This window comes from Burkholderia sp. SRS-W-2-2016 (assembly GCF_001931485.1).
In the GTDB taxonomy this organism is placed as follows: domain Bacteria; phylum Pseudomonadota; class Gammaproteobacteria; order Burkholderiales; family Burkholderiaceae; genus Paraburkholderia.
Window position 1 is genome coordinate 40,555 of sequence record NZ_MSDV01000012.1, and the last position, 26,037, is coordinate 66,591.

The following is a 26,037-nucleotide window of genomic DNA, read 5'->3' on the forward strand; positions in this document are numbered from 1 at the left end:
TACTGCGAACAGGACGGATTTGTGTCGACGAGAAACGTCATCATTGCGCTGTATTCGGTGTACGCGCTCAACTACGTATTGCCGCTCGTTACGCTGCCCTATCTATCCCATGTGCTCGGGCCGGCGGGGCTCGGCGTGATCGGCTACGCGCAGTCCATTTCGAACATTCTGCTGGTGATCGTCGACTTCGGCTTCGGGCTGTCGAGCGCGCGCAAGGTCGCGGTGCATATCTCCGATCCGATCAAGGTCAACCGTATTTACTGGGCGACCACGGTCGGCCGCGCGATTCTCGCGGTCGGCTGTTCGCTGGTGCTGATCGTGTGGGCGTTCGCCGCCCATATGTCGCCGCAGGAACGCGGCGCGACGCTGCTCGGCGCGCTGGTGATCTGGGGCGGCGTGCTCACGCCCGGCTGCTTCTACGAAGGCACGCAGCGCCTGCCGGTGCTGGCCGGCACGCTGCTCGCGACGCGCGTCGCTCTGCTGATTCCGCTGTTCCTGCTCGTGAAGGACCACGACGACGTGATGCTCGCGTCCGCGCTGCAATTCGCGCCGACCTTCGTGTGCGGCGCGATCCTGATGGGCGTGCTGATCTGGAAGCGCGAAATTCTGCTCAACGTGCGGGTCGGCTGGTCCGACGTGATGGACGAGGCGAAAGAGGCGTATCACATCTTTCTCGGCTCGGCGCTCACGTCGGTCTATATGTACGCGAACGTGATCCTGCTGCGGATGATCAGCGGCCCGGGCGCGGTCGGCTATTACGTGGCGGCCGAGCGGCTCACCAATGCGCTGCGCGCGTGCACCGCGCCGGCTATTCAGGCGTTCTTTCCGAAGATCTGCGTCGCTTACGAACGGCACGACTTCCCGTATATCCACAAGGTCAATCGCGGCTTCATGGTCGCGTTCGCGGCGTCGGCGGTGCTGCTGCTGGTCGGCTTCACGGTGCTCGGCGAATGGTTCGTCGGCCGCTTTCTCGGCGAGGCGTTCGGCGAGACGTTCCGGATTCTGCGCATTCTCGTGTTCGTGCCGGCGATCGTCGGGATGACGACGACCCACGTGATGCTGACCGTGATCGCGTCGGGCAACCAGTCGCTGCTCAAGCGCATCTATCTGTACGGCGCGCTGTTCCATCTGGTGCAGGCACCGATCAGCATCTACTTCTGGGGCGGCGTGGGCACCGCGTGCTCGGTCGCGGCGACCGAACTGTTCATGCTGATCGGCGTGTACAACCTGTCGAGCCGGATCAATCACGGCCAGATCGCGGTGCGCGCGCAGACCTCGCTCAAGCAGGACCTGGCGGCGGCTGAACAGGATTAGCCGGCTGGAACAGGCTGGAACAGGCGGGAGGGGCGGAAAGGGAGGGAGCGGCGCGCGCGATGGAAACATCGCGCGCGTTGCTGCTTTTCGAGGAGGAAGCCGACTGGCGAGGCCTGCGTTCAGCGCGGGCGGGGGAGCGTCGTAACGCTTCGCGACTCGCGCGGCTCAGGCGCGGCTTATTGCGTGGCTCAGTGCGTGGCTCAGTGCGCGGCTCAGTGCGCGGCTTATTGCGTGACCCAGTGCGCGAGTCACTGCGCGGCTTATTGCAGGCTTACTGCGCGGCGGACAGCCCGCTCGGCTTCGCATTGCGCAGATACAGCACGGTCGACAGCACGACCGCCGCGGCCGCCGCGAGCGCGGCGAACAGGAACACCGAAGCGTAGCCGAACTCGCCGGCGATCCAGCCGGCCAGCGGCCCGGTAATGCCGAGCGACAGATCCAGAAACACCGAATACGCGGACAGCGCCGCGCCGCGGCTCGCGGGCGGCACCAGCCCGACCGCCTCGACGCCGAGCGCCGGGAACACCAGCGCGAAGCCGAAGCCGGTCAGCGCCGCGCCGGCCAGCGCGATATGCGGCTCGGGCGCGAGCCACAGCATCAGCAGACCCACGCACTCGAATGCGAACGACGCGATCGCGACGCGAAAGCCGCCATAAGTCTTGATCGTGTTCGCGAACAGCAGACGCGAGCCGATGAACAGCGTGCCGAACACCGTCAGCGACAGCGCCGCATTCGGCCAGTGTTTGGCCGCATAGAACAGCGTGATGAAGGTCGCGATCGAACCGAAGCCGGCCGAGCCGAGCGCAAGGCCGATCCCGTGCGGCAGCACGCGGGTGAACACGCTGCGGTACGACATCCGTTCGCCGTGCACCAGCGGCACCGGCGCGATCAGGCGCGCGAGGTAGTAGCCGAGCCCGGCCAGCGCGACCACCAGAATGCCGAGCGCGGTAAAGCCGATCGAACGCGCAATCGCGACGCCGAGCGGCGCGCCGATCGCCAGCGCGCCGTACGTCGCGATGCCGTTCCACGAAATCACCCGCGCGTTGTTGGAGGTGCCGACCCGGCCGATCCCCCACAGAATCGCGCCGGTGCCGCACAGGCTTTCGCCGCAGCCGAGCACGAGGCGGCTGCACACCAGCAGCACGAGACTGAGCACCGGCCAGTGGCCGGTCAGCGCGGCGAGCAGCAACAGCACGCCGCTCACGCCGCAACCGAGCAAGCCGATCGACACCGTGCGCTTCGGCCCGAGCGTGTCGGCCGCGCGGCCGGCGAGCGGGCGCGATGCGAGCGTCGCGAGGTACTGCACGCTGATCGCCGCGCCGGCCAGCACCGCGCTATAGCCGAGGTCGTCGTGCACGTAACCGGGCAGCACCGCGAGCGGAATGCCGATCGTCAGGTAACAGATAAAGGTGAAAAAGACGACGGGAATGATCTGCAGGGTCGTCGCAAATTCGCTGCGGGAAGGCGCGGAGTCGGTGGACATCGGGAAAACGAGACTTGAAATCGGCAGGAGTGCGTGATTGTCACATGGAACCGATTCCGATGCAGGACTCGCTTAATTATTAGTCGGATTGGAGACACTTTCTGGCCGATTTAATAGGCGGCTTAACGGCATTTAAGCCGCTACTGGCGCCGCTCAGCGCTTTTTTATTGGGCGCGGGTGAGCGCGGCCAGCACCGGGACCCGCTTTTTTGACGTGCTTGACGGCGGCGGGCTGTCGTGCGGCAGCATCGAGCGTGGCTTTTATTCCGCACAAAACAATTAAAAGCGGCAAAAATTCCTTGGCAACATAAGCGCGGCGACCCGTAAATCGACCCATATATCGTTTGGCGAATATGTCCCGCATGCGAGTCGCGCTATGGGTTGCGTTTATTGACGGTGATAGCTTTCAAACCATCGACGCGGCGTGTTCCGCGTGACCCCAGAACAGCCGAGAGCAACGAGACATGACCGAGCCGATCCGCTTCTATCACCGCAACGCGATCCGCGAAATCGAGGACGCGCCCGTCACCCGCACCGTGTTGCAGTACCTGCGCGAGGACGCGCATTGCACCGGCACCAAGGAAGGCTGCGCCGAAGGCGATTGCGGCGCCTGCACGGTGGTGATCGGCGAGCGCAACGCGGCGGGCGGCGTCGACTTCAAGGCGGTCAACGCGTGCATCCAGTTTCTGCCGACGCTCGACGGCCGCGCGCTGTTCACGGTCGAGGACCTGCGCCAGCCGGACGGCTCGCTGCATCCGGTGCAACAGGCGATGGTCGATTGCCACGGCTCGCAGTGCGGCTTCTGCACGCCCGGTTTCGTGATGTCGATGTGGGCGCTGTACGAAAAGCACGGCCACGAGCATAGCTGCGCGAACCGCACGGTGCCGTCGCGCGACACGATCAATAACGCGCTGACCGGCAACCTGTGCCGCTGCACCGGCTACCGGCCGATCGTGGAGGCGGCCGAAAAAATGTTCGACGCGCCCGCGCCGGTCGCGCCGCTCGACGTGCAGGCGCTGGCCGATAAGCTCGCTACGCTGGAGCGCGGCGACACCTTCCACTACGAACACAAGGGCCAGCGCTTCGCCGCGCCGCGCACGGTCGCCGCGCTCGCCGGGCTGAAACAGGCCGAGCCGGCCGCGCGGATTCTCGCCGGCAGTACCGATATCGGGCTGTGGGTCACCAAGCAGATGCGCGAACTGGGCAACGTCGTCTACGTCGGCCAGATCGCCGAGTTGCAGAAGCTCGCAACCAACGACGACTGGATCGAGATCGGCGCAGGCGTCAGCGTCGAGAAAGCCTATGCGGAGATCGCGAAGCAATATCCTGAGCTCACCGAAATGTGGCAGCGCTTCGCGTCGCTGCCGATCCGCAACGCCGGCACGCTCGGCGGCAACATCGCGAACGGTTCGCCGATCGGCGATTCGATGCCGGGGCTGATCGCGCTCGGCGCGCGCGTGATCGTGCGCGGCGGCGAGATCGAGCGCGAACTGCCGCTCGAAGACCTGTATCTCGCGTATCAGAAGAAGGACATGGCCGAGCACGAGTTCGTGGTCGGACTGAAGGTGCCCACCCGAACCGGCGCGCGCGCGAATCTGCGCTTTCGCACCTACAAGCTGTCGAAGCGCTTCGACTCGGATATCTCGGCGGTGTGCGCGGCGTTCTCCTATATCGCCGACGGCGCCGCGATCCGCGAGCCGCGCATCGCGTTCGGCGGAATGGCCGCGACGCCGAAGCGCGCGCCGCAGGCGGAAGCGGTGCTGCGCGACGCCGAATGGCACGAGGCGACCGCGCAGGCCGCGATGCTCGCGCTCGGCAACGACTACGCGCCGCTTAGCGACATGCGCGCGACCAGCGACTACCGGCTCGAAGCCGCGAAGAACACGCTGTACCGCTTCTGGCTCGAAACGCGCCCGCACAATCCGCTGCCGAAGAACCTGCTCGACGTGCGCGCGGTCGAGCCGGCCGGCGCGAGCGTTTGAGCGGGCCAACGAGGATACGGAGAACCGAACGATGAACCAGCAAGCCGAACCGTTCCTGAAAGAAGTTCAGGACCTCGATGTTTTCACCCAGGTGCACGTGTCGCGTCCGCACGAGTCCGCGCATCTGCACGTGAGCGGCCGCGCCACTTACACCGACGACATCCCCGAAGTGGCCGGCACGCTGCACGCGGCGCTCGGGCTGTCGGCGAAGGCGCACGCGAAGCTCGTGTCGATCTCGCTCGACAAGGTGCGCGCGACGCCGGGCGTGGTCGCGGTATTCACCGCCGACGACATCCCGGGCGCGAACGACGTCGGCCCGATCGTCCACGGCGACGATCCGATTCTTGCCGACGGCGTGGTCCAGTACGTCGGCCAGCCGATCTTCATCGTGGTCGCCAGCTCGCACGAGGCGGCGCGGCTCGGCGCGCGGCGCGGCGAGGTGGTCTACGAGGAACTGCCGGCGGTGCTGACCGCGCAGCAGGCGCGCGCCGCGAACCAGTACGTGCTGCCGCCGATGAAGCTCGCGCGCGGCGACGCCGGCACGAAGATCGCGCGCGCGGTGCATCGCGAGGCCGGCGAAATGCTGCTCGGCGGCCAGGAACAGTTCTATCTGGAAGGGCAGATCTCGTACGCGGTGCCGAAGGACGACGACGGCATGCACGTGTACTGCTCGACCCAGCATCCGACCGAAATGCAGCACCTCGTTGCGCACACGCTCGGCGTCGCTTCGCATAACGTATTGATCGAATGCCGGCGGATGGGCGGCGGCTTCGGCGGCAAGGAATCGCAGTCGGCGCTGTTCGCGTGCTGCGCGGCGCTCGCCGCGTGGAAGCTGCTGTGCCCGGTCAAGCTGCGCCCGGACCGCGACGACGACATGATGGTCACCGGCAAGCGCCACGATTTTCACTACACGTACGAAGTCGGCTACGACGACGCCGGCACGATCGAAGGCGTCGCGGTCGACATGACCTCGCGCTGCGGTTTTTCCGCCGACCTGTCGGGCCCGGTGATGACCCGCGCGCTGTGCCACTTCGACAACGCGTACTGGCTCTCCGACGTATCGATCGACGGTTTCTGCGGCAAGACCAACACGCAGTCGAACACCGCGTTTCGCGGCTTCGGCGGCCCGCAGGGCGCGTTCGCGATGGAATACATCATCGACAACGTCGCGCGTTCGGTCGGGATGGATTCGCTCGACGTGCGCCGTCGCAATCTGTACGGCAAGACCGAGCGCAACCAGACGCCGTATGGTCAGGTGGTCGAGGACAACGTGATTCACGAACTGATCGACGAGCTCGAAGCGACCAGCGACTACCGCGCGCGCCGCAAGGAAATCGACGAATTCAACGCGAACAACGAGGTCCTGAAGAAGGGGCTCGCGCTGACGCCGGTGAAGTTCGGCATCGCGTTCAACGTCACGCACTTCAACCAGGCCGGCGCGCTCGTGCATATCTACACCGACGGCTCGGTGCTGGTGAATCACGGCGGCACCGAAATGGGCCAGGGGCTGAACACCAAGGTCGCGCAGGTCGTCGCGCATGAGCTGGGCGTCGGCTTTAACCGCATCCGCGTGACCGCGACCGATACCAGCAAGGTCGCCAATACGTCGGCGACCGCGGCGTCGACCGGTTCCGATCTGAACGGCAAGGCCGCGCAGGATGCCGCGCGGCAGTTGCGCGAACGGCTCGCCGCGTTCGCCGCCGAGAAGTTCGGCGACGGCCGCGTGAATGCGCGCGACGTGCGTTTCGCGCATGACCGGGTGATCGTCGGCGAGGCGGTCGTGCCGTTCGGCGAAGTGATCGCGAAGGCGTATCTCGCGCGGGTGCAGCTGTGGTCCGACGGCTTCTACGCGACGCCGAAGCTGTACTGGGATCAGTCGAAGCTGCAAGGGCGGCCGTTCTATTACTACTCGTATGGGGCGGCGGTGTCGGAAGTCGTGATCGATACGCTGACCGGCGAAATGCGCGTGCTGCGCGCCGATGCGCTGCACGACGTCGGCGCGTCGCTCAATCCCGCGCTCGATGTCGGCCAGGTCGAGGGCGCGTTCATCCAGGGAATGGGCTGGCTGACCACCGAGGAGCTGTGGTGGAACGCGGGCGGCAAGCTGATGACGCACGCGCCGTCCACCTACAAGATTCCGACCGTCAACGACGTGCCGCCGGTCTTCAACGTGAAGCTGTTCAAGAACCGCAACGTCGAGGACAGCATCCATCGCTCGAAGGCGACCGGCGAGCCGCCGCTGTTGCTGCCGTTCTCGGTGTTTTTCGCGGTGCGCGACGCGGTGTCGGCGGTCGGCGGGCACAAGCTCAATCCGCCGCTCAATGCGCCGGCGACCAGCGAGGAAATTCTCAAGGCGGTCGGCGCGGTGCGCTCCGCGAGCGCGGCTGTGGCCGCGGCGCGGGTTTGACGGCACGCGCCGAACGGACAGGGGTGAAGCATGCAGGCACGCGTGAATGATTGTTCCGGCGGCACCGGCCGCCTCGACGACCACGGCTTACCGGTGCGGATCGGCCGGCGCAGCGCGGTCGAGCCGCCGCGCGCGGCGCCGATGCATATCGTGCTGTTCGGCGCGGGTCACGTCGGCCATGCGCTGGTGCAACTGCTCGGCAGCCTGCCGTGCGTGGTCCAGTGGGTCGACGAGCGCGACGAGCTGTTCCCCGACGAAACCCCGCCGAACGTGCAGGTCGAAGCGACCGACACGCCCGACGCGATCGTCGACGCGGCGCCGCCCGGCGCATGGTTTCTGGTGATGACGCACAACCACGCGCTCGATTTTTCGCTGGCCGCGCGCATCATGCGGCGGCGCGATTTCAGCTACTTCGGGATGATCGGCTCGAAGACCAAGCGGGTGAAGTTCGAGCGGCGCCTGGTCGATCGCGGGGTGGCGCCGGAGCGGCTCGCGGAGATGACGTGTCCGATCGGCGTCGAAGGGATCGTCGATAAGGCGCCCGCGGCGATTGCGATTGCGGTGTGCGCGCAGTTGTTGCGGCTGCGGTCCGCGCGGCAGGCGGGGGCGCCACGCGTGATCGAGCAGGTGACCGTCTAGCGTCCAGGTCGGCGCGCCTTCCCCCGCGGCGCCTTGCGCGCCACCAATTCCCCCGACACACCCGCCATCAACGCGCGCAGCCAGCCGATATCGCTCGGCCGGTCCGGCTGCGGATGCCACATCTGATAGCACTTGATACGCGGAAACGCGATCGGCGCCTCGACCACCGCGAGCGGCAGCATGCTCGCGTAGTGCAGCGCGAAGCGGCGCGTGGTCGTGAAGATCAGGTCGGTTTGCAGCAGCGTCTGCGCGACCAGCCCGAAATACGGCAGCGTCGCGACGATCCGCCGGGCCGCGTGCGCGCGCGCGAAACCGGTATCGATCGCACCGCCGCGCGCACCGCTGTAGTGAGCCGGCGCCAGATGCGGCGCGGCCAGATACGCGTCGCGGGTCAGCGGCGCCTGCGCGAGCGGATGATCGGCGCGCATCATGCACACGACGGTATCGGCGAACAGATCGCTGCGCTCGAAACGCGGATCGGGCTTCGGCCAGTTGCCGATCACGAGGTCGAGTTCGCCCGCTTCCAGCGCGGCCGAATGATCGAGCAATGGCCCGAGCGATTCGATTTCGAGCCGCGCATGCGGCGCCGCCTCGCGAAAGCGCGCGATCACGGTCGGCATGAAGAAGTCGTTCAGATAATCGGGCGCGGCGACCCGGAAGGTGCGGCGCGAGCGGCCCGGATCGAAATCGCCGTGCGGCGTCGCGACGAAATCGACGTCGCGCAGCACCCGTTGCGCAGCCGCCAGCAGCGACTCGCCGTATTCGGTCGGCACCATGCCCGCTTTGCCGCGCACGAGGATCGGATCGCCGAGCGTTTCGCGCAGCTTGCGCAGCGCGGTGCTGATTGCCGGCTGGGTCTGGTTCAGCCGCAATGCGGTCTGCGTGACGCTGCGCTCGACCAGCAGCGTGCGCAGCACGCGCACGAGCCAGATATCGAGGGAGGCGGCGGTGTCGTCCATGATCGAAGCGCGGCGGCGCGAACGGCAATGGCCGTCCGGCGCGGGGTCCGCGCGCGGGGATGCGAAGTTATAACCTTAGGCCGGTTTGCCGGCGAGCGGCATAGCGTGGGCGGTATGGCGGGGATCAGCGCCAGCGCGAGCGGCGCGCGGCGTGCGTCGACGCGCCGCGCGTTGCCGCGCTTCAGGGCTTTTCAGCGGGCTTGTCCAGACCCCACGGCAGCGAGCTGATCCGCTTCACTTCGCGCGACTCCAGCCAGTTCGGCGTGCGCGCGCAGTACAGCACCATCGGCAGTGCGTCCTCGCCCCAGAACAGCTGGTCGTTCAGACGGAACGTCGGCACCCCGTACACGCCGAGGTCGGCCGCGTCTTCGGTATTGCGCTGCAGTTGCGCCTTCACTTCCGGGCGCTCGATCAGCTCCGGCCCGTCCGGTTTGCCGACCCGTTCGCACAGCTCGGCGAACGCTTCATCGCTCGACGGGTCGCGCCCCTCGCGCCAGATGAAGCGGAAAATCTCGCGCACGAACTGCACGTCGCCGTTCGCGGCGGTCGCGAGCAGCAGCGGCTTGGTCGAGTCGAACGGATGCGCGGGCGGCATCTTGTACGGAATGCCGAGTTGTTCCGCGCGAAACAGCGCGTGCCGGTACATGAACGCGCGCTTGGACGGCACGCTGTACGCGGAGCGCTGGCCCCAGTAGCGATACAGCTCGCTCAGCACGACCGGCGTGAACGCGAAATCGAAGCCGGGCCATTTGTCGTGTTGCTCGAGCAACAGATAGGTGAACGGCGAGACGAAGTCGTAAAACCACAGCGGCTGTTTGGCGTCGATGCCAACGGTCATGAATGTCTCCCGAGTACCCGTTGCGGAGCGCGGACGGTGCGTCCGCGATCCCATCAAAATTGTCATGATCTTACGCGGTGCGGCTCCTGCTTGCACCGGTCGGAATCCCCTGGTGGCGGTGCGGCGGGCGCGGGTTTTAGGGCGCCCGCGCGGGCCGGCGCGTCAGGGTTTGGCGGCGGCGCCCGCGCCCGTGTCGGCATCGGCACCGGCATCGGCATCGGCACCGGCACCGGCACCGGCACCGGCACCGGCATCGGCGGGCTCGCGCGCCGGCTCGTCCGCCTCATCGCGCTCCTGCAGCTCGCGGTCTTCGGTGAGCCGTCGCCGCACGAAGCCGATGTGTTCGCGCAGCACATAAAACTGGTCCGCATATGCGAGCGGCATTTTCAGCCCATTGACCGAGTCCTCGATCGCGTCGAGCCGCTCGATCAGCGATGCCCGTTCGGCCGCCGAATGCTCGCCGAGCGCGCTGCGCTCGATCGCGATCAGCGAGCCGTACCAGCGATAGATCCGCGACTTGACCCGCCACGCGTAGAGCCCCGGCACGATCCGCAGCGCCGGCACCAGCAGCACGATCAGCGGCACCACGATCACCAGCAGCCGGTCGGCGAGACTCGCGACCCAGAACGGCAGGATCCGGTACAGGAAGCTCTTGCCCGACTTGTAGTAGCGCGCGGCGTCGTCGCTCAACGGGAAGTCGTGCGCGGTCGGCGCCGGGAATTCGCCGGCCCGCTGCATCACCGTCGCGCCGCCGTGCACCTCGCGCGCCGCTTCGATCAACAGGTCCGACAGCGCCGGATGCAGCGAGTCGCGCGCGACCAGTTCGGCGGTCGGCGCGACGATGCTCACCGACGTTGCCGGCAGATTCTTGCCGAGGTCGAGCGAGCCCATCGGGATCGTCAGCCTGGTCAGATACGGAAAGCGCCGCGTGTACGCTTCGGCCTGGGTGAAGTCGTAAAAGCGGATGTTCTGCGTGCGATACAGCTTGCCCATCACCGCCGGCTGGGCCGAATCGCCGGCGAGGAAGGCCGCGTCGATGCGGCCGTCGATCAGCGCGTCGGCGGCTTCGTCGCCCGACAGCGGCAGCAGTTTGGTCGGCCCGCCCGGCACGATGCCGTTCGACTTCAAGAGCGAGAGCGCGAGTTCGCGGGTGCCGCTGCCTTCGGCGCCGATCGCGAGGCGCTGACCCTTGAATTCCGACAGCCACTGGACCGGCGCGCCGTGATAGAAGACCGCGAGCGGCACGTACGCGACGCTGCCGAGCGACATCAAGCCCTTGTCCTTATCGGCCGCGTTCGGCGCGATCCCGCTTTGCACGAAGCCGACGTCGACATCGGTCTGGCGGTCGGTCAGGCGTTTGAGGTTCTCCTGCGAACCCTGCGAGCTCAGCACGTTCAGCGTGATGCGGTTGCGCGCGAGGATCGTCTTGTACTTCTGCGCGGCGTTCCAGAACGTGCTGCCGACCGGGCCGGCGCTGATCGTCAGTGTGCTCGGCGGCGCCGGCTGGATCAGCCGCACCGCGGCCCAGATCGCGACGATGCACAGCAGCACGAGCGGGCCGAACGAGACCGCGAGGTCGCGCCACGAGATCGCGACGAAACGGGCGACGAGGTGAGGAGTGCGGCGGCGGCCGGTGGCTGGCTTCATCGGATTGACTGACGGGGACGGTCGGGCGGGCAAAGGGTGAGCGAAAGCGCGGGAAGCGCGCGGGCGCGGCGGGCGGCGGCCGCGCGGCGGTACGCGCCGCGCCCGATGGTAACCGAGATTCGCGTGACGGCGAACCGCGCGGCCGGGCGCTGCGTCGACAAACCCGTAACAAATCGTGAGCGTCTGGGTGAGCACCTGGGTGAGCACCTAAGTCAGCGCCGCGGGTGAATGCCCGGGTGAGCGCCGCCAGTGAACGCTGTCGGCGCGCCACGCGTTGCGCTAAACCCTTTGCGATTCTGCGCGCGCTAGATTAAATTGTGCATCGCTACCGCGATCCAACGTTTGCGCGGCGCGACCCCGGCAGGGTGGACAAGACCGGGGGGCGTCGACCGACTTCGCGGTGTGCCGGCCGAGCCGCCCGGCGTGGCGTCGTTGCGACGCTACCCCGACGGGAGCTCCGGCAGTCAGCCTCTCCAGCTTCTTGCACAGCGTGTCACAGCCGTAGCCGGCCGTTGCAGCCGCGCGCGTTCGCGCCCGCGATGCAATGGCCGCCCGTAGTCGTAACGAAACCGCCTGAATGTGCGGTCCAATGTGAAACCAAGGAGAAGAGAGCTATGAAGACGGTCGGTTATCTGAAAGCGCTGGGCGTGGTGGTGGCGATGGTGGCGGCGTGCAACGTGTACGCGCAGGCAAGCGATGCGGCGACCGCCGCGCCGTCGACTGCCGCCAACGTCAAGGCCGGCAAGCGCGCGAATCACGAACTCGGCCGCAAGGTCCGCGCCGCGCTCACCAAGACCCAGGGTCTGGACGTGTCGAACATCGCGGTGCGCGCACGCGGCGGCGCGGTGACGCTGACCGGTTCGGTGCCGAGCCAGGGTCAGGTCGACGCGGCTGGCGAAGCCGCGAAGGGCGTCGCCGGCGTGTCGTCGGTGTCGAACAAACTGACGGTCGTGCAGCAGTAAGCATCGCGTCGCGCGCGGCGCCGGCTGGCCGGTGTCGTCGCGCTACCGAGCCGCATCACCCGAAGCTCCGGCATTGCGCCGGGGCTTTTTTTTCGCCGCGAATCGGCGGCGTGCTGCGGTCGGCATGCAGTGGTGGCGGCCGCCGGCGGGCGTCGCCGTGCGTTTGTGCGTTGCGGCACAGAGCCGGCGCGGGGCGAGGCGTACCGTGATGACAAGGATCTGGAGCCTACATCATGGGAATTACGCAGTTTCGCTATATCGATCTGCCGATCGGCGATCGCGCGGCCTTCGAGCTGGTCTGCGCGCGCCACGGCTTCGCGCCGGTGCATTTCGACATCAGCGCGAGCGCGCCGGCCGGCGAGCCCGAGCATGAACGCGTCGTCACGGTGCGGCGCGGCGGCTGGACCCAGTCGTATCAGGACGGCCGCGGGCAGTGGATCCGTCAGTTCGAGGCCGATCTGACCTGCCGGTTCTTCAAATAACGCGCGTTACGACATCACCAGCTTGATGCCCACCAGCGTCAGCGTGGCGGCGAGCAGGTTGCGCAGCAGCGCATCGGGCGCGCGCGTCGACAGATAGCTGCCGATCGCGATGCCCGGCAGCGAGCCCACCAGCAGCGACGCCAGCAACGACCAGTCGACCGAACCCAGCAGCCAGTGCCCGGCGCCCGCGAGCAGCGTCAGCGGCACCGCGTGCGCGATGTCGGAACCGACGATGCGGGTGGTCGGCAGCAGCGGATACAACAGCAGCAACACCGTCACGCCGATCGCGCCCGCGCCCACCGAGGTCAGCGATACCAGCACGCCGAGGATCGCGCCGGTCAGCATCGTCAGCGCGAGCGTGCGCCCCTGGCGCGGCGCGCGTTGCTTGCGGGCGGCGAACGCCGTGAGCTGCGGCCGGAAGATCAGCGCGATCGCGGTAATCAGCAGCGCGACGCCGAGCACGACCTGAATCAGCCGGCTCGCGCCCGGCGTATCCATCCCGTAGCGGTGCAGCAGGATCAGCGTGACGGTCGCGGCCGGCACGCTGCCGGCTGCCAGGCGCAGCGTGATCTGCCAGTCGACCGAGCCCTTCAGTCCATGTACCAGCGTGCCGGTCGCCTTGGTGGCGGCCGCGTACAGCAGGTCGGTGCCGACCGCGGTGGCCGGGTGCACGTTGAACAGCAGGACGAGGATCGGCGTCATCAGCGAGCCGCCGCCGACGCCCGTCAGCCCGACCAGAAAGCCGACGAACAGGCCGGAGACGGAGTACAGCAGATCGATATGGGGAAGTGCCATTGAGCGGACAGCTGACGGAGCGCAGGTGAAAGTGGTGGGCCGCGGTGACGCCGGCAAAGCCGGCGCGAGGGCGCCGGGGCGGGCCGCGGCGTAGACGGGACGGCGCTCGCGCGGCCGCCCCGGGCATTGCCGCCGCCGCCAACCGTACGCCGATCCGGCCGCCGCCCGCGCGGCGAAAGGCGCTATTGTCGCAAAACTGCCGCCGCAGCGTGTGCGCGGCGTTCAGCGCGGCCCTGGCGAGGCCGCGAGAGCGGGGCTGAGGAGGACTTTGGCGCGCGCTGCAACGCGCGCTTCAGAGCACGTTTCAAAGCACGCTTCAAAGCGCGCGGCGGATCTCGACGGCGCCGAACGCGGCAAGCGTGAGGCCGACCACCCGGTCGATCGCGACGCGCAGTTTGCTGCCGATCGCATGGCGCGCGAGCGACACCACGGTCACCAGCACGCACCACCACGCGATCGAGCCGGCGAACACGCCGCCGACGGTGGTCAGCGCGATCGCCGGCGAGAACGCGCCGCGCGGCGCGAGCGTCGTAAACAGCGCGGCGAACATGATCACGGTCTGCGGGTTGGTCAGCGTCAGCAGCAATGCGCTCGCATACGCGCGCAGCGCGCCGGCGCGGCCGATCCGCGCGAGCTTGCCGTCGCCGTTGCCGTTCGCGCCGTCGGCGGGTTCGGCGGCCGGCTTCTGCAGCAGCGTGCGCACGCCGAGGTAGAGCAGGAACAGACCCGCGAGCAGATGCAGCGGCCGGTCGTACGCGAGCATGAACTGCGAAATGCCGACGAGGCCGAGCGCCGCGATCAGCCCGTAGGCGGCGTCGCCGCTGGCGATGCCGAAGCCGATCGCGAGCCCGGCGGCGGGGCCGCCGGTCAGCGTGCGGCGAATGCACAACATGCCCATCGGGCCGATCGGCGCGGCGATCGCGAGGCCGACGCCGGCGGCGGTGAAAAACAGACTGGTGGTCGACATGAGCAGGGTCTCGGTGCTTGTTCTGGTTAGAAGCGATGGCCTGCGGGATGCGGCGGCCTCGGCGGCTCGCGCGACGGCGGGGAGCAACGTGCTGGTATCCCGCCGATCGCGCGGCGCGTGAGCGGGGTGGTCGGGTGGCCGTGGCCGGATCGAAGGATCGATCGGCCGCGGGAGCGCCCGTGCTCGCGCGAGACGCCAGCATAGCCACGCCGAAATTCGCCGGCAAGGGCGCGCGGCGCTTCGGCGAGCCGCCATGAAGAGCGGCGGGTCGCTACGGGGCGCTACGGTTCGCTACGGTTCGCGCCGCGCTTCGTCGGTGCGCTCGAGCCGCTCCGATACGTTTGCGAGCAGCAACGTAAGCAGGACCGCGCTGATCGTCGCGAACAGGAACGCGCCAATCAACGCAGCCAGTATCAGCATGATCCAAGCAACCCCGTTCATCTGTTTGGCTCCAGCGCGTTTGTGCGGCATCGTAACCCGTACTGGCCTGAAGTTTATGTGCGCTTGCACGCCGGAAAGCTGTCGGCGCACGCCGAACTATCGTCACATCGTGCCAGCGGGTGGCACGAAGCATTGAACCGTGTGCCCGTGTTATCGACGCGGCTCGCGAGGTTCTGGATTCCGAAGCATCGCATGGCGCCTCGATGTGCGCCGCGAGGCGGCGCTTGCGGCTAGTCGATTTCAGCAGCGCGGTGGCGGAATCGAACCTGGTTCTTACCCACACATTCCGCCATTGGTCCGTCGCCGGTGGATAAGCAAAACCGCTTGATCCCCGATGTTTCAACTCTGAAACATTAATCGTCGTTTTTATTTTGCGCGGTTTTCAATAGCGGCTAATTAAATAATCTATTCACCTGCCAATGTGTTTATATTGGATGAGGAATTGCCCTGATCCGTGGGCCGTGCCGGTATCGTCAGGAGAACCGCACGGGCCGCGACCGGACGCCGAGCGAAAAGCCGGCCAGAGAGACTATCTCTCGTGATGCGCTCACGTCGGAAAGGATTCACTTAAAATAGGCCTATTCAAGGTTCGATCGAATTACGCTGCGCACTTTTCGAGTCGGTGCGCAGTGTGCGCTGGCGTACGCAATCAATTTTTAAATTGCCTTAACATTCGCGAATGCATATTCAGTCATATGCGGAATTTCGCATTAATTCATTGATATGGCGATCGCTTCGCCAAGGTGCGGAATTGCACTGAACGGCCACCCAATAAAGCGTCAACATGTCCGCACTTTCGGACATGGCGGCTAAATGCTGGAAGCCGTCGCTATGATCCAGTGCACCGAGTCGGTACGCCCTGAGGCCGGAGAAGATGAAGTCGATCGTGTTCCGTTGAGAGGATGGCTATGACCTGCGCGAGTCTCGAGTCCGCAATGCTGCGCTGGGTGCATGCGCCGAACAAAGGCGTGCGCCGCATTGCAATTGTGCTGTTCAACGACTGCTCGCTGCAGAGCGCGGGCGTGATCGCCGAAGTGTTTCAGGCCGCGAACGAACTCGCCACCTCGGGCTCGGGCGCGTGGCTTTACGACGTGTCGTTTCTGTCGGTCGATGGCGGCATGGTCGGTTCGTCGTCCGGTTTGCGGGTGTGGACCGATGGGCTCGACGCGCGTCATTACGGCGGCTTCGACGCGTTGTATGTCGCCGGCGGCAAGGGCGCGGCGCTGGCGGCGCGCGACGAGCGGCTGATCGGCTGGCTGCGGCGGGTTCGCCGCAATACCGCGATGATCCGGCCGATCGCCGAAGGACGCACGGTGCTCGACGCGGCTTACCTGTCCGACGGCAGGGATGACGCGGAACTGGAGCAACCTGCGCACGGCGCGAGCGCGGCGAATCATGCAGTGACTCATGCAGCGAATCACGCAGCGAATCACGCAGGCAACGGTGTAACAAGCGGTGTAGCAAACGGCGCGCGCGCTCCCGAGCACGGCTTCACGGAACTCGGCGACCGTCTCGAATCGATGCGCAGCGCGCTCGCGATGATCAAGCGCGATCTCGGCAACGCGACCGCGCGAATGGCGGCCGAGCGGCTGCTGGCGGACTCGTGCACGAACCTCGCGCCGCTGCTCGGCGAGGACGGCGCGATGAGTCCCGGAGACAAGGTGCGCGCGGCCGCGCGCTGGCTGCAGGAAAACTGCCAGCAGTCGATTTCGATTGCCGACGCCGCGCAGTTCGCGGCGATGAGCGAGCGCAACTTCCTGCGCCGCTTCAAGATGGAAATGGGCATTACGCCGTCGAGTTTTCTGCTGCACGAACGCCTCGCGGTCACCTGCAGCCTGTTGACCGAATCCGAATTGCCGGTCGACAAGATTGCGCGCCGCACCGGCATGGGCAACGGCGACCGGCTCGCGAAAGTGTTCCGCAAGCGGATGAGGATTTCGCCGACCGAGTTCAGGATTCAAAGCCGCCGGATGGGCGGCGAGTAACAGAGCCGGGATCGTCGTTCCCCGTACGTTGCAGCACCATGAGGAATCCGAATATGTTGACGCAGAGCATCGCCAGCGCCAGATCTGTCGAGCCGAACGGCACCAGCGCCGGCGCGGCCGGCGCGCGCTGCGCGCATATCGTTCCGGTGATTCTGGCGGGCGGCTCGGGCACGCGGTTGTGGCCGGTGTCGCGCGAAAATTTTCCGAAGCAGCTGATCGACGTGGTCGGTTCGGACTCGCTGTTGCAGGCGACCGCGCGACGTCTCGACGGTTTTCCGGCGGGCTGGAGCATCGACGCGTCGCCGATCGTCGTGTGCGGCGAGGAGCACCGCTTCGTGATCGCCGAGCAGCTGCACGATAACGGCATCGACGCGCGGCTGATCGTCGAGCCCGCGCGCCGCGACACGGCGCCCGCGCTGACGCTGGCCGCCGCGCTCGCGAGCGCGGCCGATCCCGACTCGATCCTGATCGTGATGCCGGCCGATCACGCGATCGCCGACGTGCCCGCATTGCAGCGCGCGCTCGATTGCGCGGCGCGCCACGCGGCGGCCGGCGCGATCGCCACGCTCGGGGTGCCGCCGACGCGGCCCGACACCGGCTTCGGCTATATCCGCATCGGCGCGGCGCTGGCCGCGGGCGGTCATGCGATCGACGGTTTCGTCGAGAAGCCGGCCGAGGAAATCGCCGCGCAGTATCTGGCGGCGGGAACGTACTGGTGGAACAGCGGCATCTTCATCGTGCGGGCGAGCGTGTGGCTCGATGCGCTCGCGCGGCTGCGGCCCGACATGCATGCGCCGTGCGCGAGCGCGTTCGCAAACGGCCGCCAGGACGGCGCGGTGTTTCGCCCCGCGCACGACGCGTTCCTCGACGTGCCGGCCGATTCGATCGACTACGCGGTGATGGAGCGTTTGACGGAGCCGGCGGAGGGCGCAGCGCAAAGCAGCGGCAGCGCGAACGAGGCCGGTAACGCCAATGCGGACGCTAATGCAAGCAACCACGCGAGCGCCAACCCCGCGATGCCCGCCGGCGTCGTGATCCCGCTCGAAGCCGGGTGGTCCGATCTCGGCTCGTGGGACGCGGTGTGGGACGCGATGGAAAAAGACCCGAACGGCAATGCCGGGCGCGGCCGGGTCGCGTTCGAAGGCGCGGTGTCGTGCTACGCGCATTCGGAAGGGCGGCTCGTTGCGTGTGTCGGCACCGCCAACGTGGTGGTGGTCGAAACCGCCGACGCGGTGCTGGTAGTCGACCGCTCGCACGTGCAGGACGTCAAGGGGCTGGTGTCGCGCATCAAGGCGCAGAACGCGCCCGAGGCCGACGCGCATCGCAAGGTGCGGCGCCCGTGGGGCTTCTACGATTCGATCGATCGCGGCGAGCGCTTTCAGGTCAAGCGGATTGTCGTCACGCCCGGCGCGCAGCTGTCGCTGCAACTGCATCATCACCGTGCGGAACACTGGGTCGTGGTGCGCGGCACCGCGCTCGTCACGCGCGGCGACGAGCAGTTCCTGCTCAGCGAAAACGAATCGACGTATATCCCGCTCGGCACCCGTCACCGGCTCGAAAACCCGGGCAAGGTGCCGCTCGAAATCATCGAAATCCAGTCCGGCGCCTATCTCGGCGAAGACGACATCGTGAGGTTCAACGACAACTACGGCCGCTGCCCGTAAGCAGCATGCGCGCGCCCAGTGGCGCACAGAACAGGCAACCGAGGAAAGCAACATGCGCAAGTTTCAGGATCTGCTCGCGCGAATTTTCGATGTCGCGTTGGTATTGGCGGGAGCGACCGTGGCGTCGCAGATCCGCTTCGACTACCTCGGCCAGTCGGGCTTCTACTGGGCGCTGGTGATGTTTTCGGCCGCCTTCGCGCTGGCGATCTTTCCGGCCTTTGGCGTCTACGAATCGTGGCGCGGCCGCTCCAAGCTCGGGCTGGCCGGCCAGGTGTCGCTCGCGTGGCTGATCGTGCAGGCCTGCGCGCTGGTGCTGATGTACTCGCTGCACCGGATCGATATCGTGTCGCGGCTGTGGTTCTCGTACTGGACCGCGACCACCGGCGGTCTGCTGATCGCGTACCGGCTGATCACCCATGCGGTGCTGGCGCGTGCGCGCGGCGCCGGGATGAATCTGCATCAGGTCGCGATCGTCGGCAGCGGTTCGCAGTGCGATGTGATTTTGCGCAGGATCGAGTCGGCGCCGACCGCGGGCTTTCGCGCGACCGCCGTGTTCAATACGCGGCCGGACGATTCCGCGGTGACGAGTTCGCGCGTGCCGGTGTTCGACAGCGTCGATGCGCTGGCCGATTACATCCGCACCAACGACGTACACGAGTTATGGCTGATGTTGTCGCTCTCGGAAGAACCGCTGATTTGCGAGCTGATCGGCGAATTCCGCGACGACCTGGTGAATATCCGCTTCATGCCGGACGTGCGCAGTCATGCGTTGTTCGAGGGCAGCGGCGTCGTCGATCTGCTCGGCGTGCCGGCGATCAACCTGGTCGCGTCGCCGCTGTCGGCCAACGCGATGCTGAAGAAGGAAATTTTCGACCGCCTGTTCGCGGCCACCGCACTCGTCGCTTTGGCGCCGCTGCTGCTCGGCATCGCACTCGCGGTGAAGCTGTCCTCGCGCGGACCGGTGCTGTTCAAACAGAAGCGCAAGGGCGCGGACGGGCGCGTGTTCACGATCTACAAGTTTCGCTCGATGCGGCTGCATACCGAAGCGAAGGGCACGTTGAGTCAGGCGACCCGCAACGACAAACGGGTCACGCGAGTGGGCGCGTTTTTGCGCCGCACGAGCCTCGACGAGCTGCCGCAGTTTTTCAACGTGTTGCGTGGGGATATGTCGGTGGTCGGACCGCGTCCCCATGCGCTCGAGCACGACGACCTCTATCAGAAAGTGGTCGCGGGCTATATCAATCGCTACCGGATCAAGCCGGGGATCACGGGCTGGGCCCAGATCAACGGCTTCCGGGGTGAAACCGACCGCATCGAGAAGATGGAACGCCGCGTGGAGCATGACCTGTACTACCTGGGTCACTGGTCGTTCGCTCTCGATATGCGGATTATCGGCGCGACGATTGTCGCCGGACTGGTGCATCGAAACGCTTACTAAGACGTGGATAACAAACGCCTCGGGGCGCTAGGAGGAAATATTATGAGCTCGCTCGGTTTTCGCACGGTAGGTTTTGCGGTTTTCGCTAGTGCAGCGCTGCTCTCGGGGTGTGGGGTCGTACCGGGACAACGGATGATTACGCCTGCGTCGGTTCAGGACACCGGCGGCGAATTCAGTACTGAAGCTGCGCAGCAGAAGCAGATTCCGATTACCGATATCAACCTGACGCTGCTCAAGCAGATGCGCGCCGACCAGCAGGCGATGACGGTGTCGCCGGATGTCGCGTCGCTGTTCGGCAAGCCGGCCGTCTACAAGGTCGGTCCCGGCGACGTGCTGCAGATCGTGGTCTGGGATCACCCGGAACTCGCGGCCGCGCTCGGCCAGCCGACCACCAGCTCGCGTACCGGCGACGCGATGCCGGGCTTCCTGATCGACGAAAACGGCGACGTGCAGTTTCCGTATGCGGGCAATCTGCACGTCGCGGGCAAGGACGTTTCGACGATCCAGCGCGAGTTGCATCAGCGTCTGAGCAAGGTCTACCAGAAGCCGGAAGTGACGGTGCGGGTCGCCTCGTTCCGTAACGCGCAGGTGATGGTGGACGGCGAAGTGCGCACGCCGGGCAGCCAGTCGGTCACCGACGTGCCGATGTCGCTGACCAATGCGATCGGCCTGAGCGGCGGCTTCACGACGACCGCCGACCGCAGCCGGCTCGACCTGATCCGCGACGGCAAGACCTATCAGCTGAACCTCGACGACATGATCAAGCACGGCCGCAACCCGTCGGATATCTATCTGCGGGCCGGCGATCTGCTGCGGATCAATGCGCGCGAGGACAGCGGCGTCTACGTGATGGGCGAGGTCAACAAGCCGGCCACGGTGCTGCCGCTGCGCAACGGTTCGCTGACGCTGTCGCAGGCGATTTCCGACGGCGGCAGCTTCGATTCGAACACGGCCGCCGCGCAGCAGCTGTTCGTGATCCGCAATTCGACCAGCGACTCGCCGCAGATCTATCACCTCGACGCGAGCTCGCCGGTCGCGATGCTGCTCGCCAACCAGTTCGAACTGCAGCCGAAGGACATCGTGTATGTCGGCCAGGGCGGTCTGGTCCGCTTCAACCGCGTGCTGAACCTGCTGTTGCCGGCGATCAACGCGGCTGTCACGGGGGTGGTTGTCGCGAAGTGACGCAAGCGTCACGGGTAACCTGAACTGCCGGGCCTTGTCGGGGAACAACATGGCAATCAACTATGACGACCGTTACGACGGCCGCTATGAAACCCGTTTCACCGACGCGGCCGGGCCGGGCAGGTTGCAGCTGTCGGACTACCTGAGGACGATCGTGCGCGGCCGGCGCACGGTCGTCACGGTGACCCTGCTGGCACTCGCGCTTGGCGGCGCGTATGCGTTTCTCGCGCCGCCGACTTATCGCGCGGATGTGCTGTTTCACGTCGAGGACCGGGCGGCCAATGCGAACGGGGCGGCTAGCGGTGCGCTGCCGTCGCTGGGCGGCGGCGCCGAGGCGAAATCGTCGACGGCCGCGCAGATCGAGTTGCTGAAGTCGCGGCTCGTCGTCGAGGAAGCGGTGCGCACGTTGCACCTCGACATCACGGCGACGCCGCGTCGTTTGCCGGTGGTCGGCGGGATGCTCGCCGGTCTGGTGAACGGTCATTGGGGCGTCAGGCTGCCGTCGTTCATCGATCTGTCGGGCTTCGCGTGGGGCAACGAAAGCATCGCGGTGTCGCGCTTCGATACCACGAAGCAGATGTACGACGCGAACTTCACGCTGGTCGCGGGCGCCGGCAACAGCTTTCTGCTGCGCGATCCGGGCGGCAACGCGATCCTGTCAGGCCACGTCGGCGAAACGGTGCAGACCGATACCGCCGACGGTCCCATTACGCTGCACGTCGATCGGCTGACCGGCGCGCCGGGCACGCGCTTCAGGCTCGCGCGCGCGTCGACGCTCGGCACGGTGGACCGTCTGCAGAAGACGGTTCTCGTCGAGGAAACCGCGCCGCAATCGGGCGTGATTCGCGTGAGTCTGGAAGGCGGCGACGCGGCGTTGACCGCCGCGGTCGTCAACAACATGGCGCAGCAGTTCGTGCGGCAGGACCTGGCGAACCGTTCGAGCGAAACCCAGCACACGCTGGCGTTCCTCGAACAGCAACTGCCCGGTCTGCGCAAAGAACTCGACGACGCGCAGCAGCACTACGACAAATTCCGCAACGCGCACGGCACGGTCGACCTCGGCGAGGAAAACCGTCTGCTGCTGCAACAGGTCGCGGACAACAAGAACCGTCTGCTCGATCTGCAACAGCAACGCGTGCAGATGCTGCAGCGCTTCACGCCGAGCCATCCGGCGGTCGCCGCGCTCGATGCGCAGATCGCCGCGTTGCAGGGCGCGCAGACCAACATCAACCGCAATGTCACCGCGGCGCCCGACACCGAGCAGACCGCGCAGCGCCTGCGGCGCGACGTGCAGATGAAAACCGAGCAGTACAACACGCTGCTCGCGAGCGTGCAGCAACTGCGCGTGACCCAGGCGGGGCAGGTGGGCGGCGTGCGGCTCGTCGACCTTGCCGAAACACCGGACGACCCGGTGCGGCCGAAGCGCCTCGTGGTGATGCTGGGCGCGCTCGGCGGCGGGCTCGTGCTCGGCATCCTGCTGACATTCTTCAGGCGCGCGGTACGCGGCGGCGTGGAGCGGCCCGACGAGCTCGAAGTGATGCTCGGCGTGCCGGTGTTCGCGGCGGTGCCGCGCAGCGAGACCCAGTTGCGCTTGCAGCACAGCGTCGCGCAGCGGCGTCGCGGGCAGCACGTGCTCGCGCAGCAGGCGCCCGCCGATCTCGCGGTGGAAGGCGTGCGTAATTTGCGCACCTCGTTGCAGCTGTCGCTCGCTCATGCGTCCAATAACGTCGTGATGATCACCGGCTCGCGGCCCGATGCGGGCAAGTCGTTTCTGTCGGTGAATCTGTCGGCGCTGGTTGCGTCCGCGCATAAGCGCACGCTGATCATCGACGGCGACATGCGGCGCGGCGACGTTCATTCGCATTTCGGCATTCCGCATCAGCCGGGACTGTCCGACGTATTGCGCGGTGCCGATCTCGAAACGGCGATTCGCCATGACGTGCTGCCCGGTCTGGACGTGATCCCGAAAGGCACGCTGCCGACGCATCCGGCCGAGCTGCTGATGAGCCCGCGTTTCCAGTCGATGCTCGACGAGCTGAAGCCGCGCTACGACCTCGTGATCATCGATACCCCGCCGGTGCTCGCGGTCACCGATCCGACGCTGGTCGGCAGGTACGCGGGGACCACGCTGCTGGTGGTGCGGCATGGGCGGCAGCCGCTGAACGAGATTATCGAAACCGCTAAACGGCTGCGCAATGGCGGGGTTGGATTGCGCGGCGTGCTGATGACCGATGTGCCGCAGGAAGGGGCGTTTCTTGGCTCGGGGTATCAGGGCGGGTATTACGGGTACGACAGTATTGCTGGGTGAGGAGTGCGGGCTGCGCGGTGGTGTGGCTCGTGGTTTTGGTGGAGACGGTAGGGGGCTTTTTTAGTCACGGCCTCTTATGAGGTGATCAGATTAGGTGGTCAGATCAACTAAATGTTGAACGGCCCGATCGGCTTGCGCTGATCGGGCCGTTGCTTTTGCGGGGTTGGGTTGTTGGATCCGTTTGGCCGATTCGTATGTCGGGTTCGGAAGCTGGAGTCGGATGCCGGAGTCGGGTGCCGATTTGAATCGGCATCCTTGGTGATTAATCGTTAGTGATGTTGGAACAGCTCGCGGATTCTGCTGGTTAGGCTGTCCGCGACTTCGAAGGCCGGTTGCGAGGCATGCCGCTCCGGCTCGTGTGCGGCAAGCGTTGAGATGTGCTGCATGTTCCTGCCGTGCGCATCGGCCGGCGATGCTTCGCGCTGTGATTCGGTCGTAGCGATTTCCTCACGATGACGCCGCGCTTCGAGGCTGTCCGGTGGCGCGGAGGTTGTCGTGGTGAGGTGTGCCTGGGTCGTCGGCGGATTGTTTTGCGCGACGAGCGGGCTCTCGCGATGCCGCGATGCGTCGGTGCGGTGGGCGGCATGCTGTGCGTCGCTCGACTGATTGCGTAGTGAGGCGCGAGCTGAGTCGCTTGACGAGACCGATGCGCGCTTCGTGTCGGTGGCTGCCGTTGTCGTGCGGCGCGAGGCGGCAGGTGAGGGGCCGCTTGCGCTCGTTGCCGTTGCCAATGCGACCGGCGGCGTGGTGGCGACGCGTGGGGTTGGCGTCGCCGGTAGCGAGCGCGCGGGCGATGGTTGTTGGGTGGCTGCTGCGGTGGCCGGGTGTTGCGCGACGACGGTGGGCGATGGCTGTTGAGCGGTGATTGCCGCAGGCCGTTGTTGAGCCGCGACGGCCGGCGGATGCTGTTGGGCGACGGCAGCGGGGGCCTGTTGTTGAGCAACTACCGCGGGCGGCGTTTGCTGGACGCCAACCACGGAGGGTCGCTGCTGCGCGGCAACGGCAGGAGGCGTCTGTTGGGCGACGATCGCGGGCGGCTGATGCTGCGCGGCTGCGGTAGGTGGCTGTTGAGCGACAACGGTCGTCGGCGACGGCTGGGTGACGATAGCTGCAGGCCGCTGCTCAGCGGCAACAGCAGGAATCGCCTGTTGAGCGACGATCGCAGGCGACTGATGCTGCGGGGCTGCGATGGGCGGTTGTTGAGCGATAACGGTCGTAGGCGACTGCTGAGTTACGGCAGTTGAAGGCCGCTGCTGAGCGACGGCTGCGGGTGGTGTTTGCTGGACACCGACCGTGGAGGGATGCTGTTGCGCGGGAACAGCAGGAGCTGCCTGTTGAGCGACGATCGCAGGCGGCTGGTGCTGCGCGGCTGCGGCGGGTGGTTGTTGAGCGACAACGGTAGCCGTCGATTGCTTAGTGACGGTAGTCGGAGGCTGCTGCTGAGCGACGGCCGCCGCCGGTGTTTGTCGGACACCGACCGAGGAGGGATGCTGTTGCACGGCAACGGCAGGAGCCGCCTGTTGGGCGATGACCGCAGGCGGCTGGTGCTGCGCGGCAACGGTAGGTGACTGCTGAGCAACAACAGTAGCCGGCGCTTGTTGAGCGGCGGCCGGAGCTGGCGCTTGCTGGACACCGATCGCGGATACTCGCTGTTGCGCCGTAACGGCAGGCGTCGGCTGTGGCGCGGCAACCGCAGCCGTTTGCTGTGCTGCGACTGCTGCAGTCGGCGACTGCTGAGCAACGGCCTCGGAATGCCGCTGTTGGGGGGCCACCGCAGGAGCCGATTGTTGGGCGGCAACCGCAGCGGGCCGCTGTTGCTCGACCGCGGTAGCCGGCTGTTGAACGGCAACGGCAACGGTAGCGGTCGGCTGTTGGCCGGCGACAGCGGAGGGCTTTTGTTGCGCGGCCACGGCAGCCGTCGGCGGTGAGCTGGCGACAACCGGAGACCGCTGTTGACCAACGACGGCCGTCGGCCTTTGCCGCTCTACATCGTTTCTCTCAGGCGTCGGTTTCGCAGCCGCGGTAAGCGCCGCCGCATCATGCGACCCATTCACCGCGCCGGCCACTTCGACCGGCGTATTACCGCTAGCGTCGTTGCCGCTCCGATAAGCGAGGCCACCATACACCGCGCCGATCGCCGCGAGCACCGCGGTGGTGAGCACCAGCGAGCGCCGCAGCCGCCGGGAGCCCGGAGGCACGTAAGTATCCTCATCGATCGAGTCGTATCGGCTCAGTTTTGTCGTCGACGGCGTACGCGCGGCCCGGCGCGCCGACCCAGCCGACGATGCTTGCCACGACTGACGGGAATCGCGCGAATCGCGTGAATGACGCGGCGCGGCGAGCGCCATCGAGCGCGCCGCGCGGGGACTGTGCTGGCCGGGTTTGTCGAAGCTGTCGAGCGGCAGTTCGTGGCATGCGGGGCATGGCGAAAAGCGCCCGGGCAGCGGCACGCCGCAGTACGCGCATTGATGGAAGAACGGCTCGTCGGAGCTCGTGTCGCGCGGCATGGCCTGATCCCCCACTGGCGTCCGGGACCGGCGCCATC

At 66.7% G+C, this 26,037-nt stretch carries 19 protein-coding genes; 11 read left to right on the forward strand and 8 right to left on the reverse strand.

Features of this window, described 5'->3' with window-relative positions; translation table 11 throughout:
- The first annotated feature begins 21 nt into the window (after positions 1 to 21).
- Entirely contained in the window at positions 22 to 1,314 is a 1,293-nt protein-coding gene (locus BTH42_RS03155; protein WP_075295680.1) for an oligosaccharide flippase family protein, read from the forward strand.
- A gap of 271 nt (positions 1,315 to 1,585) precedes the next feature.
- Here the strand turns inward: BTH42_RS03155 and BTH42_RS03160 are convergent, their stop codons facing one another.
- The gene (locus BTH42_RS03160; RefSeq protein ID WP_075295682.1) at positions 1,586 to 2,797 is read right to left on the reverse strand and encodes an MFS transporter; all 1,212 of its coding nucleotides are present in this window, start codon (positions 2,795 to 2,797) and stop codon (positions 1,586 to 1,588) included.
- Positions 2,798 to 3,260: 463 nt separating this feature from the next.
- Here BTH42_RS03160 and xdhA point away from each other — a divergent pair, with 463 nt between their 5' ends.
- The 3 genes from xdhA to xdhC are packed head-to-tail and all read left to right on the forward strand — an operon-like array spanning position 3,261 to position 7,824.
- The gene (gene xdhA / locus BTH42_RS03165; protein WP_075295684.1) at positions 3,261 to 4,778 is read left to right on the forward strand and encodes a xanthine dehydrogenase small subunit; all 1,518 of its coding nucleotides are present in this window, start codon (positions 3,261 to 3,263) and stop codon (positions 4,776 to 4,778) included.
- Between the two features lie 31 nt (positions 4,779 to 4,809).
- Positions 4,810 to 7,185 (forward strand): xanthine dehydrogenase molybdopterin binding subunit, encoded by a 2,376-nt coding sequence (xdhB, locus tag BTH42_RS03170; protein ID WP_075295686.1) that lies wholly within the window; start codon positions 4,810 to 4,812, stop codon positions 7,183 to 7,185.
- 30 nt (positions 7,186 to 7,215) lie between these two features.
- Positions 7,216 to 7,824 (forward strand): xanthine dehydrogenase accessory protein XdhC, encoded by a 609-nt coding sequence (xdhC, locus tag BTH42_RS03175; RefSeq protein ID WP_075295688.1) that lies wholly within the window; start codon positions 7,216 to 7,218, stop codon positions 7,822 to 7,824.
- Here xdhC and BTH42_RS03180 read toward each other — a convergent pair.
- The 3 genes from BTH42_RS03180 to BTH42_RS03190 all read right to left on the reverse strand — a co-directional run bounded on the left by BTH42_RS03180 (position 7,821) and on the right by BTH42_RS03190 (position 11,268).
- Positions 7,821 to 8,783: a LysR family transcriptional regulator gene (locus BTH42_RS03180; protein WP_178392109.1), complete on the reverse strand. Its 963-nt coding sequence runs from the start codon at positions 8,781 to 8,783 to the stop codon at positions 7,821 to 7,823. The genes xdhC and BTH42_RS03180 overlap by 4 nt on opposite strands.
- Positions 8,784 to 8,964: 181 nt before the next feature.
- Positions 8,965 to 9,621 carry a 2-hydroxychromene-2-carboxylate isomerase gene (locus BTH42_RS03185; RefSeq protein ID WP_075295692.1) on the reverse strand — a complete coding sequence of 219 codons (657 nt, stop codon included), beginning with the start codon at positions 9,619 to 9,621 and terminating at the stop codon, positions 8,965 to 8,967.
- A gap of 162 nt (positions 9,622 to 9,783) precedes the next feature.
- Positions 9,784 to 11,268, reverse strand: a complete 1,485-nt coding sequence (locus BTH42_RS03190; protein ID WP_083654649.1) for a TAXI family TRAP transporter solute-binding subunit — start codon at positions 11,266 to 11,268, stop codon at positions 9,784 to 9,786.
- Positions 11,269 to 11,882: 614 nt separating this feature from the next.
- Between BTH42_RS03190 and BTH42_RS03195 the strand changes: the two genes are divergently transcribed.
- A complete protein-coding gene (locus BTH42_RS03195; RefSeq protein WP_075295694.1) occupies positions 11,883 to 12,230 on the forward strand; it encodes a BON domain-containing protein in 348 nt (115 codons plus the stop codon).
- Between the two features lie 233 nt (positions 12,231 to 12,463).
- A complete protein-coding gene (locus BTH42_RS03200; protein WP_075295696.1) occupies positions 12,464 to 12,712 on the forward strand; it encodes a hypothetical protein in 249 nt (82 codons plus the stop codon).
- 6 nt (positions 12,713 to 12,718) lie between these two features.
- Here BTH42_RS03200 and BTH42_RS03205 read toward each other — a convergent pair whose 3' ends face one another.
- The 3 genes from BTH42_RS03205 to BTH42_RS35335 form a co-directional block, all read right to left on the reverse strand.
- Positions 12,719 to 13,507, reverse strand: a complete 789-nt coding sequence (locus BTH42_RS03205) for a sulfite exporter TauE/SafE family protein (protein ID WP_075295698.1) — start codon at positions 13,505 to 13,507, stop codon at positions 12,719 to 12,721.
- Between the two features lie 316 nt (positions 13,508 to 13,823).
- Entirely contained in the window at positions 13,824 to 14,474 is a 651-nt protein-coding gene (locus BTH42_RS03210) for a LysE family translocator (RefSeq protein ID WP_075295700.1), read from the reverse strand.
- A gap of 291 nt (positions 14,475 to 14,765) precedes the next feature.
- A complete protein-coding gene (locus BTH42_RS35335; protein WP_178392110.1) occupies positions 14,766 to 14,915 on the reverse strand; it encodes a hypothetical protein in 150 nt (49 codons plus the stop codon).
- Positions 14,916 to 15,823: 908 nt separating this feature from the next.
- On the opposite strand from BTH42_RS35335, the gene BTH42_RS03215 reads away from it, so the two are divergent.
- The 5 genes from BTH42_RS03215 to BTH42_RS03235 are packed head-to-tail and all read left to right on the forward strand — an operon-like array spanning position 15,824 to position 23,492.
- Positions 15,824 to 16,900 carry a helix-turn-helix domain-containing protein gene (locus tag BTH42_RS03215; RefSeq protein WP_178392111.1) on the forward strand — a complete coding sequence of 359 codons (1,077 nt, stop codon included), beginning with the start codon at positions 15,824 to 15,826 and terminating at the stop codon, positions 16,898 to 16,900.
- Positions 16,901 to 16,953: 53 nt separating this feature from the next.
- Positions 16,954 to 18,564, forward strand: coding sequence for a sugar phosphate nucleotidyltransferase (locus BTH42_RS03220; RefSeq protein ID WP_075295704.1), 1,611 nt, complete (start codon positions 16,954 to 16,956; stop codon positions 18,562 to 18,564).
- Between the two features lie 52 nt (positions 18,565 to 18,616).
- Positions 18,617 to 20,002, forward strand: coding sequence for an undecaprenyl-phosphate glucose phosphotransferase (locus tag BTH42_RS03225; RefSeq protein WP_075295706.1), 1,386 nt, complete (start codon positions 18,617 to 18,619; stop codon positions 20,000 to 20,002).
- Positions 20,003 to 20,044: 42 nt separating this feature from the next.
- Positions 20,045 to 21,184, forward strand: a complete 1,140-nt coding sequence (locus BTH42_RS03230; protein WP_178392112.1) for a polysaccharide biosynthesis/export family protein — start codon at positions 20,045 to 20,047, stop codon at positions 21,182 to 21,184.
- 49 nt (positions 21,185 to 21,233) lie between these two features.
- Complete coding sequence (locus BTH42_RS03235; protein WP_075295710.1) at positions 21,234 to 23,492, forward strand: polysaccharide biosynthesis tyrosine autokinase; 2,259 nt, start codon at positions 21,234 to 21,236, stop codon at positions 23,490 to 23,492.
- Between the two features lie 269 nt (positions 23,493 to 23,761).
- On the opposite strand, the gene BTH42_RS34635 is transcribed toward BTH42_RS03235, so the two are convergent.
- Complete coding sequence (locus tag BTH42_RS34635; protein WP_143751959.1) at positions 23,762 to 25,999, reverse strand: hypothetical protein; 2,238 nt, start codon at positions 25,997 to 25,999, stop codon at positions 23,762 to 23,764.
- Positions 26,000 to 26,037 lie beyond the last annotated feature (38 nt).

Coding starts and splice junctions, on each gene's coding strand:
- BTH42_RS03180 (WP_178392109.1), bottom strand. CDS start 8,783: ATGGACGACACCGCCGCCTCCCTCGATATCTGGCTCGTGCGCGTGCTG.
- BTH42_RS03225 (WP_075295706.1), top strand. CDS start 18,617: ATGCGCAAGTTTCAGGATCTGCTCGCGCGAATTTTCGATGTCGCGTTG.
- BTH42_RS03200 (WP_075295696.1), top strand. CDS start 12,464: ATGGGAATTACGCAGTTTCGCTATATCGATCTGCCGATCGGCGATCGC.
- BTH42_RS34635 (WP_143751959.1), bottom strand. CDS start 25,999: ATGCCGCGCGACACGAGCTCCGACGAGCCGTTCTTCCATCAATGCGCG.
- BTH42_RS03185 (WP_075295692.1), bottom strand. CDS start 9,621: ATGACCGTTGGCATCGACGCCAAACAGCCGCTGTGGTTTTACGACTTC.
- xdhA (WP_075295684.1), top strand. CDS start 3,261: ATGACCGAGCCGATCCGCTTCTATCACCGCAACGCGATCCGCGAAATC.
- BTH42_RS03230 (WP_178392112.1), top strand. CDS start 20,045: ATGAGCTCGCTCGGTTTTCGCACGGTAGGTTTTGCGGTTTTCGCTAGT.
- BTH42_RS03160 (WP_075295682.1), bottom strand. CDS start 2,797: ATGTCCACCGACTCCGCGCCTTCCCGCAGCGAATTTGCGACGACCCTG.
- xdhC (WP_075295688.1), top strand. CDS start 7,216: ATGCAGGCACGCGTGAATGATTGTTCCGGCGGCACCGGCCGCCTCGAC.
- BTH42_RS03190 (WP_083654649.1), bottom strand. CDS start 11,268: ATGAAGCCAGCCACCGGCCGCCGCCGCACTCCTCACCTCGTCGCCCGT.
- BTH42_RS03205 (WP_075295698.1), bottom strand. CDS start 13,507: ATGGCACTTCCCCATATCGATCTGCTGTACTCCGTCTCCGGCCTGTTC.
- BTH42_RS03215 (WP_178392111.1), top strand. CDS start 15,824: ATGACCTGCGCGAGTCTCGAGTCCGCAATGCTGCGCTGGGTGCATGCG.
- BTH42_RS35335 (WP_178392110.1), bottom strand. CDS start 14,915: ATGAACGGGGTTGCTTGGATCATGCTGATACTGGCTGCGTTGATTGGC.
- BTH42_RS03235 (WP_075295710.1), top strand. CDS start 21,234: ATGGCAATCAACTATGACGACCGTTACGACGGCCGCTATGAAACCCGT.
- BTH42_RS03210 (WP_075295700.1), bottom strand. CDS start 14,474: ATGTCGACCACCAGTCTGTTTTTCACCGCCGCCGGCGTCGGCCTCGCG.
- BTH42_RS03195 (WP_075295694.1), top strand. CDS start 11,883: ATGAAGACGGTCGGTTATCTGAAAGCGCTGGGCGTGGTGGTGGCGATG.
- xdhB (WP_075295686.1), top strand. CDS start 4,810: ATGAACCAGCAAGCCGAACCGTTCCTGAAAGAAGTTCAGGACCTCGAT.
- BTH42_RS03220 (WP_075295704.1), top strand. CDS start 16,954: ATGTTGACGCAGAGCATCGCCAGCGCCAGATCTGTCGAGCCGAACGGC.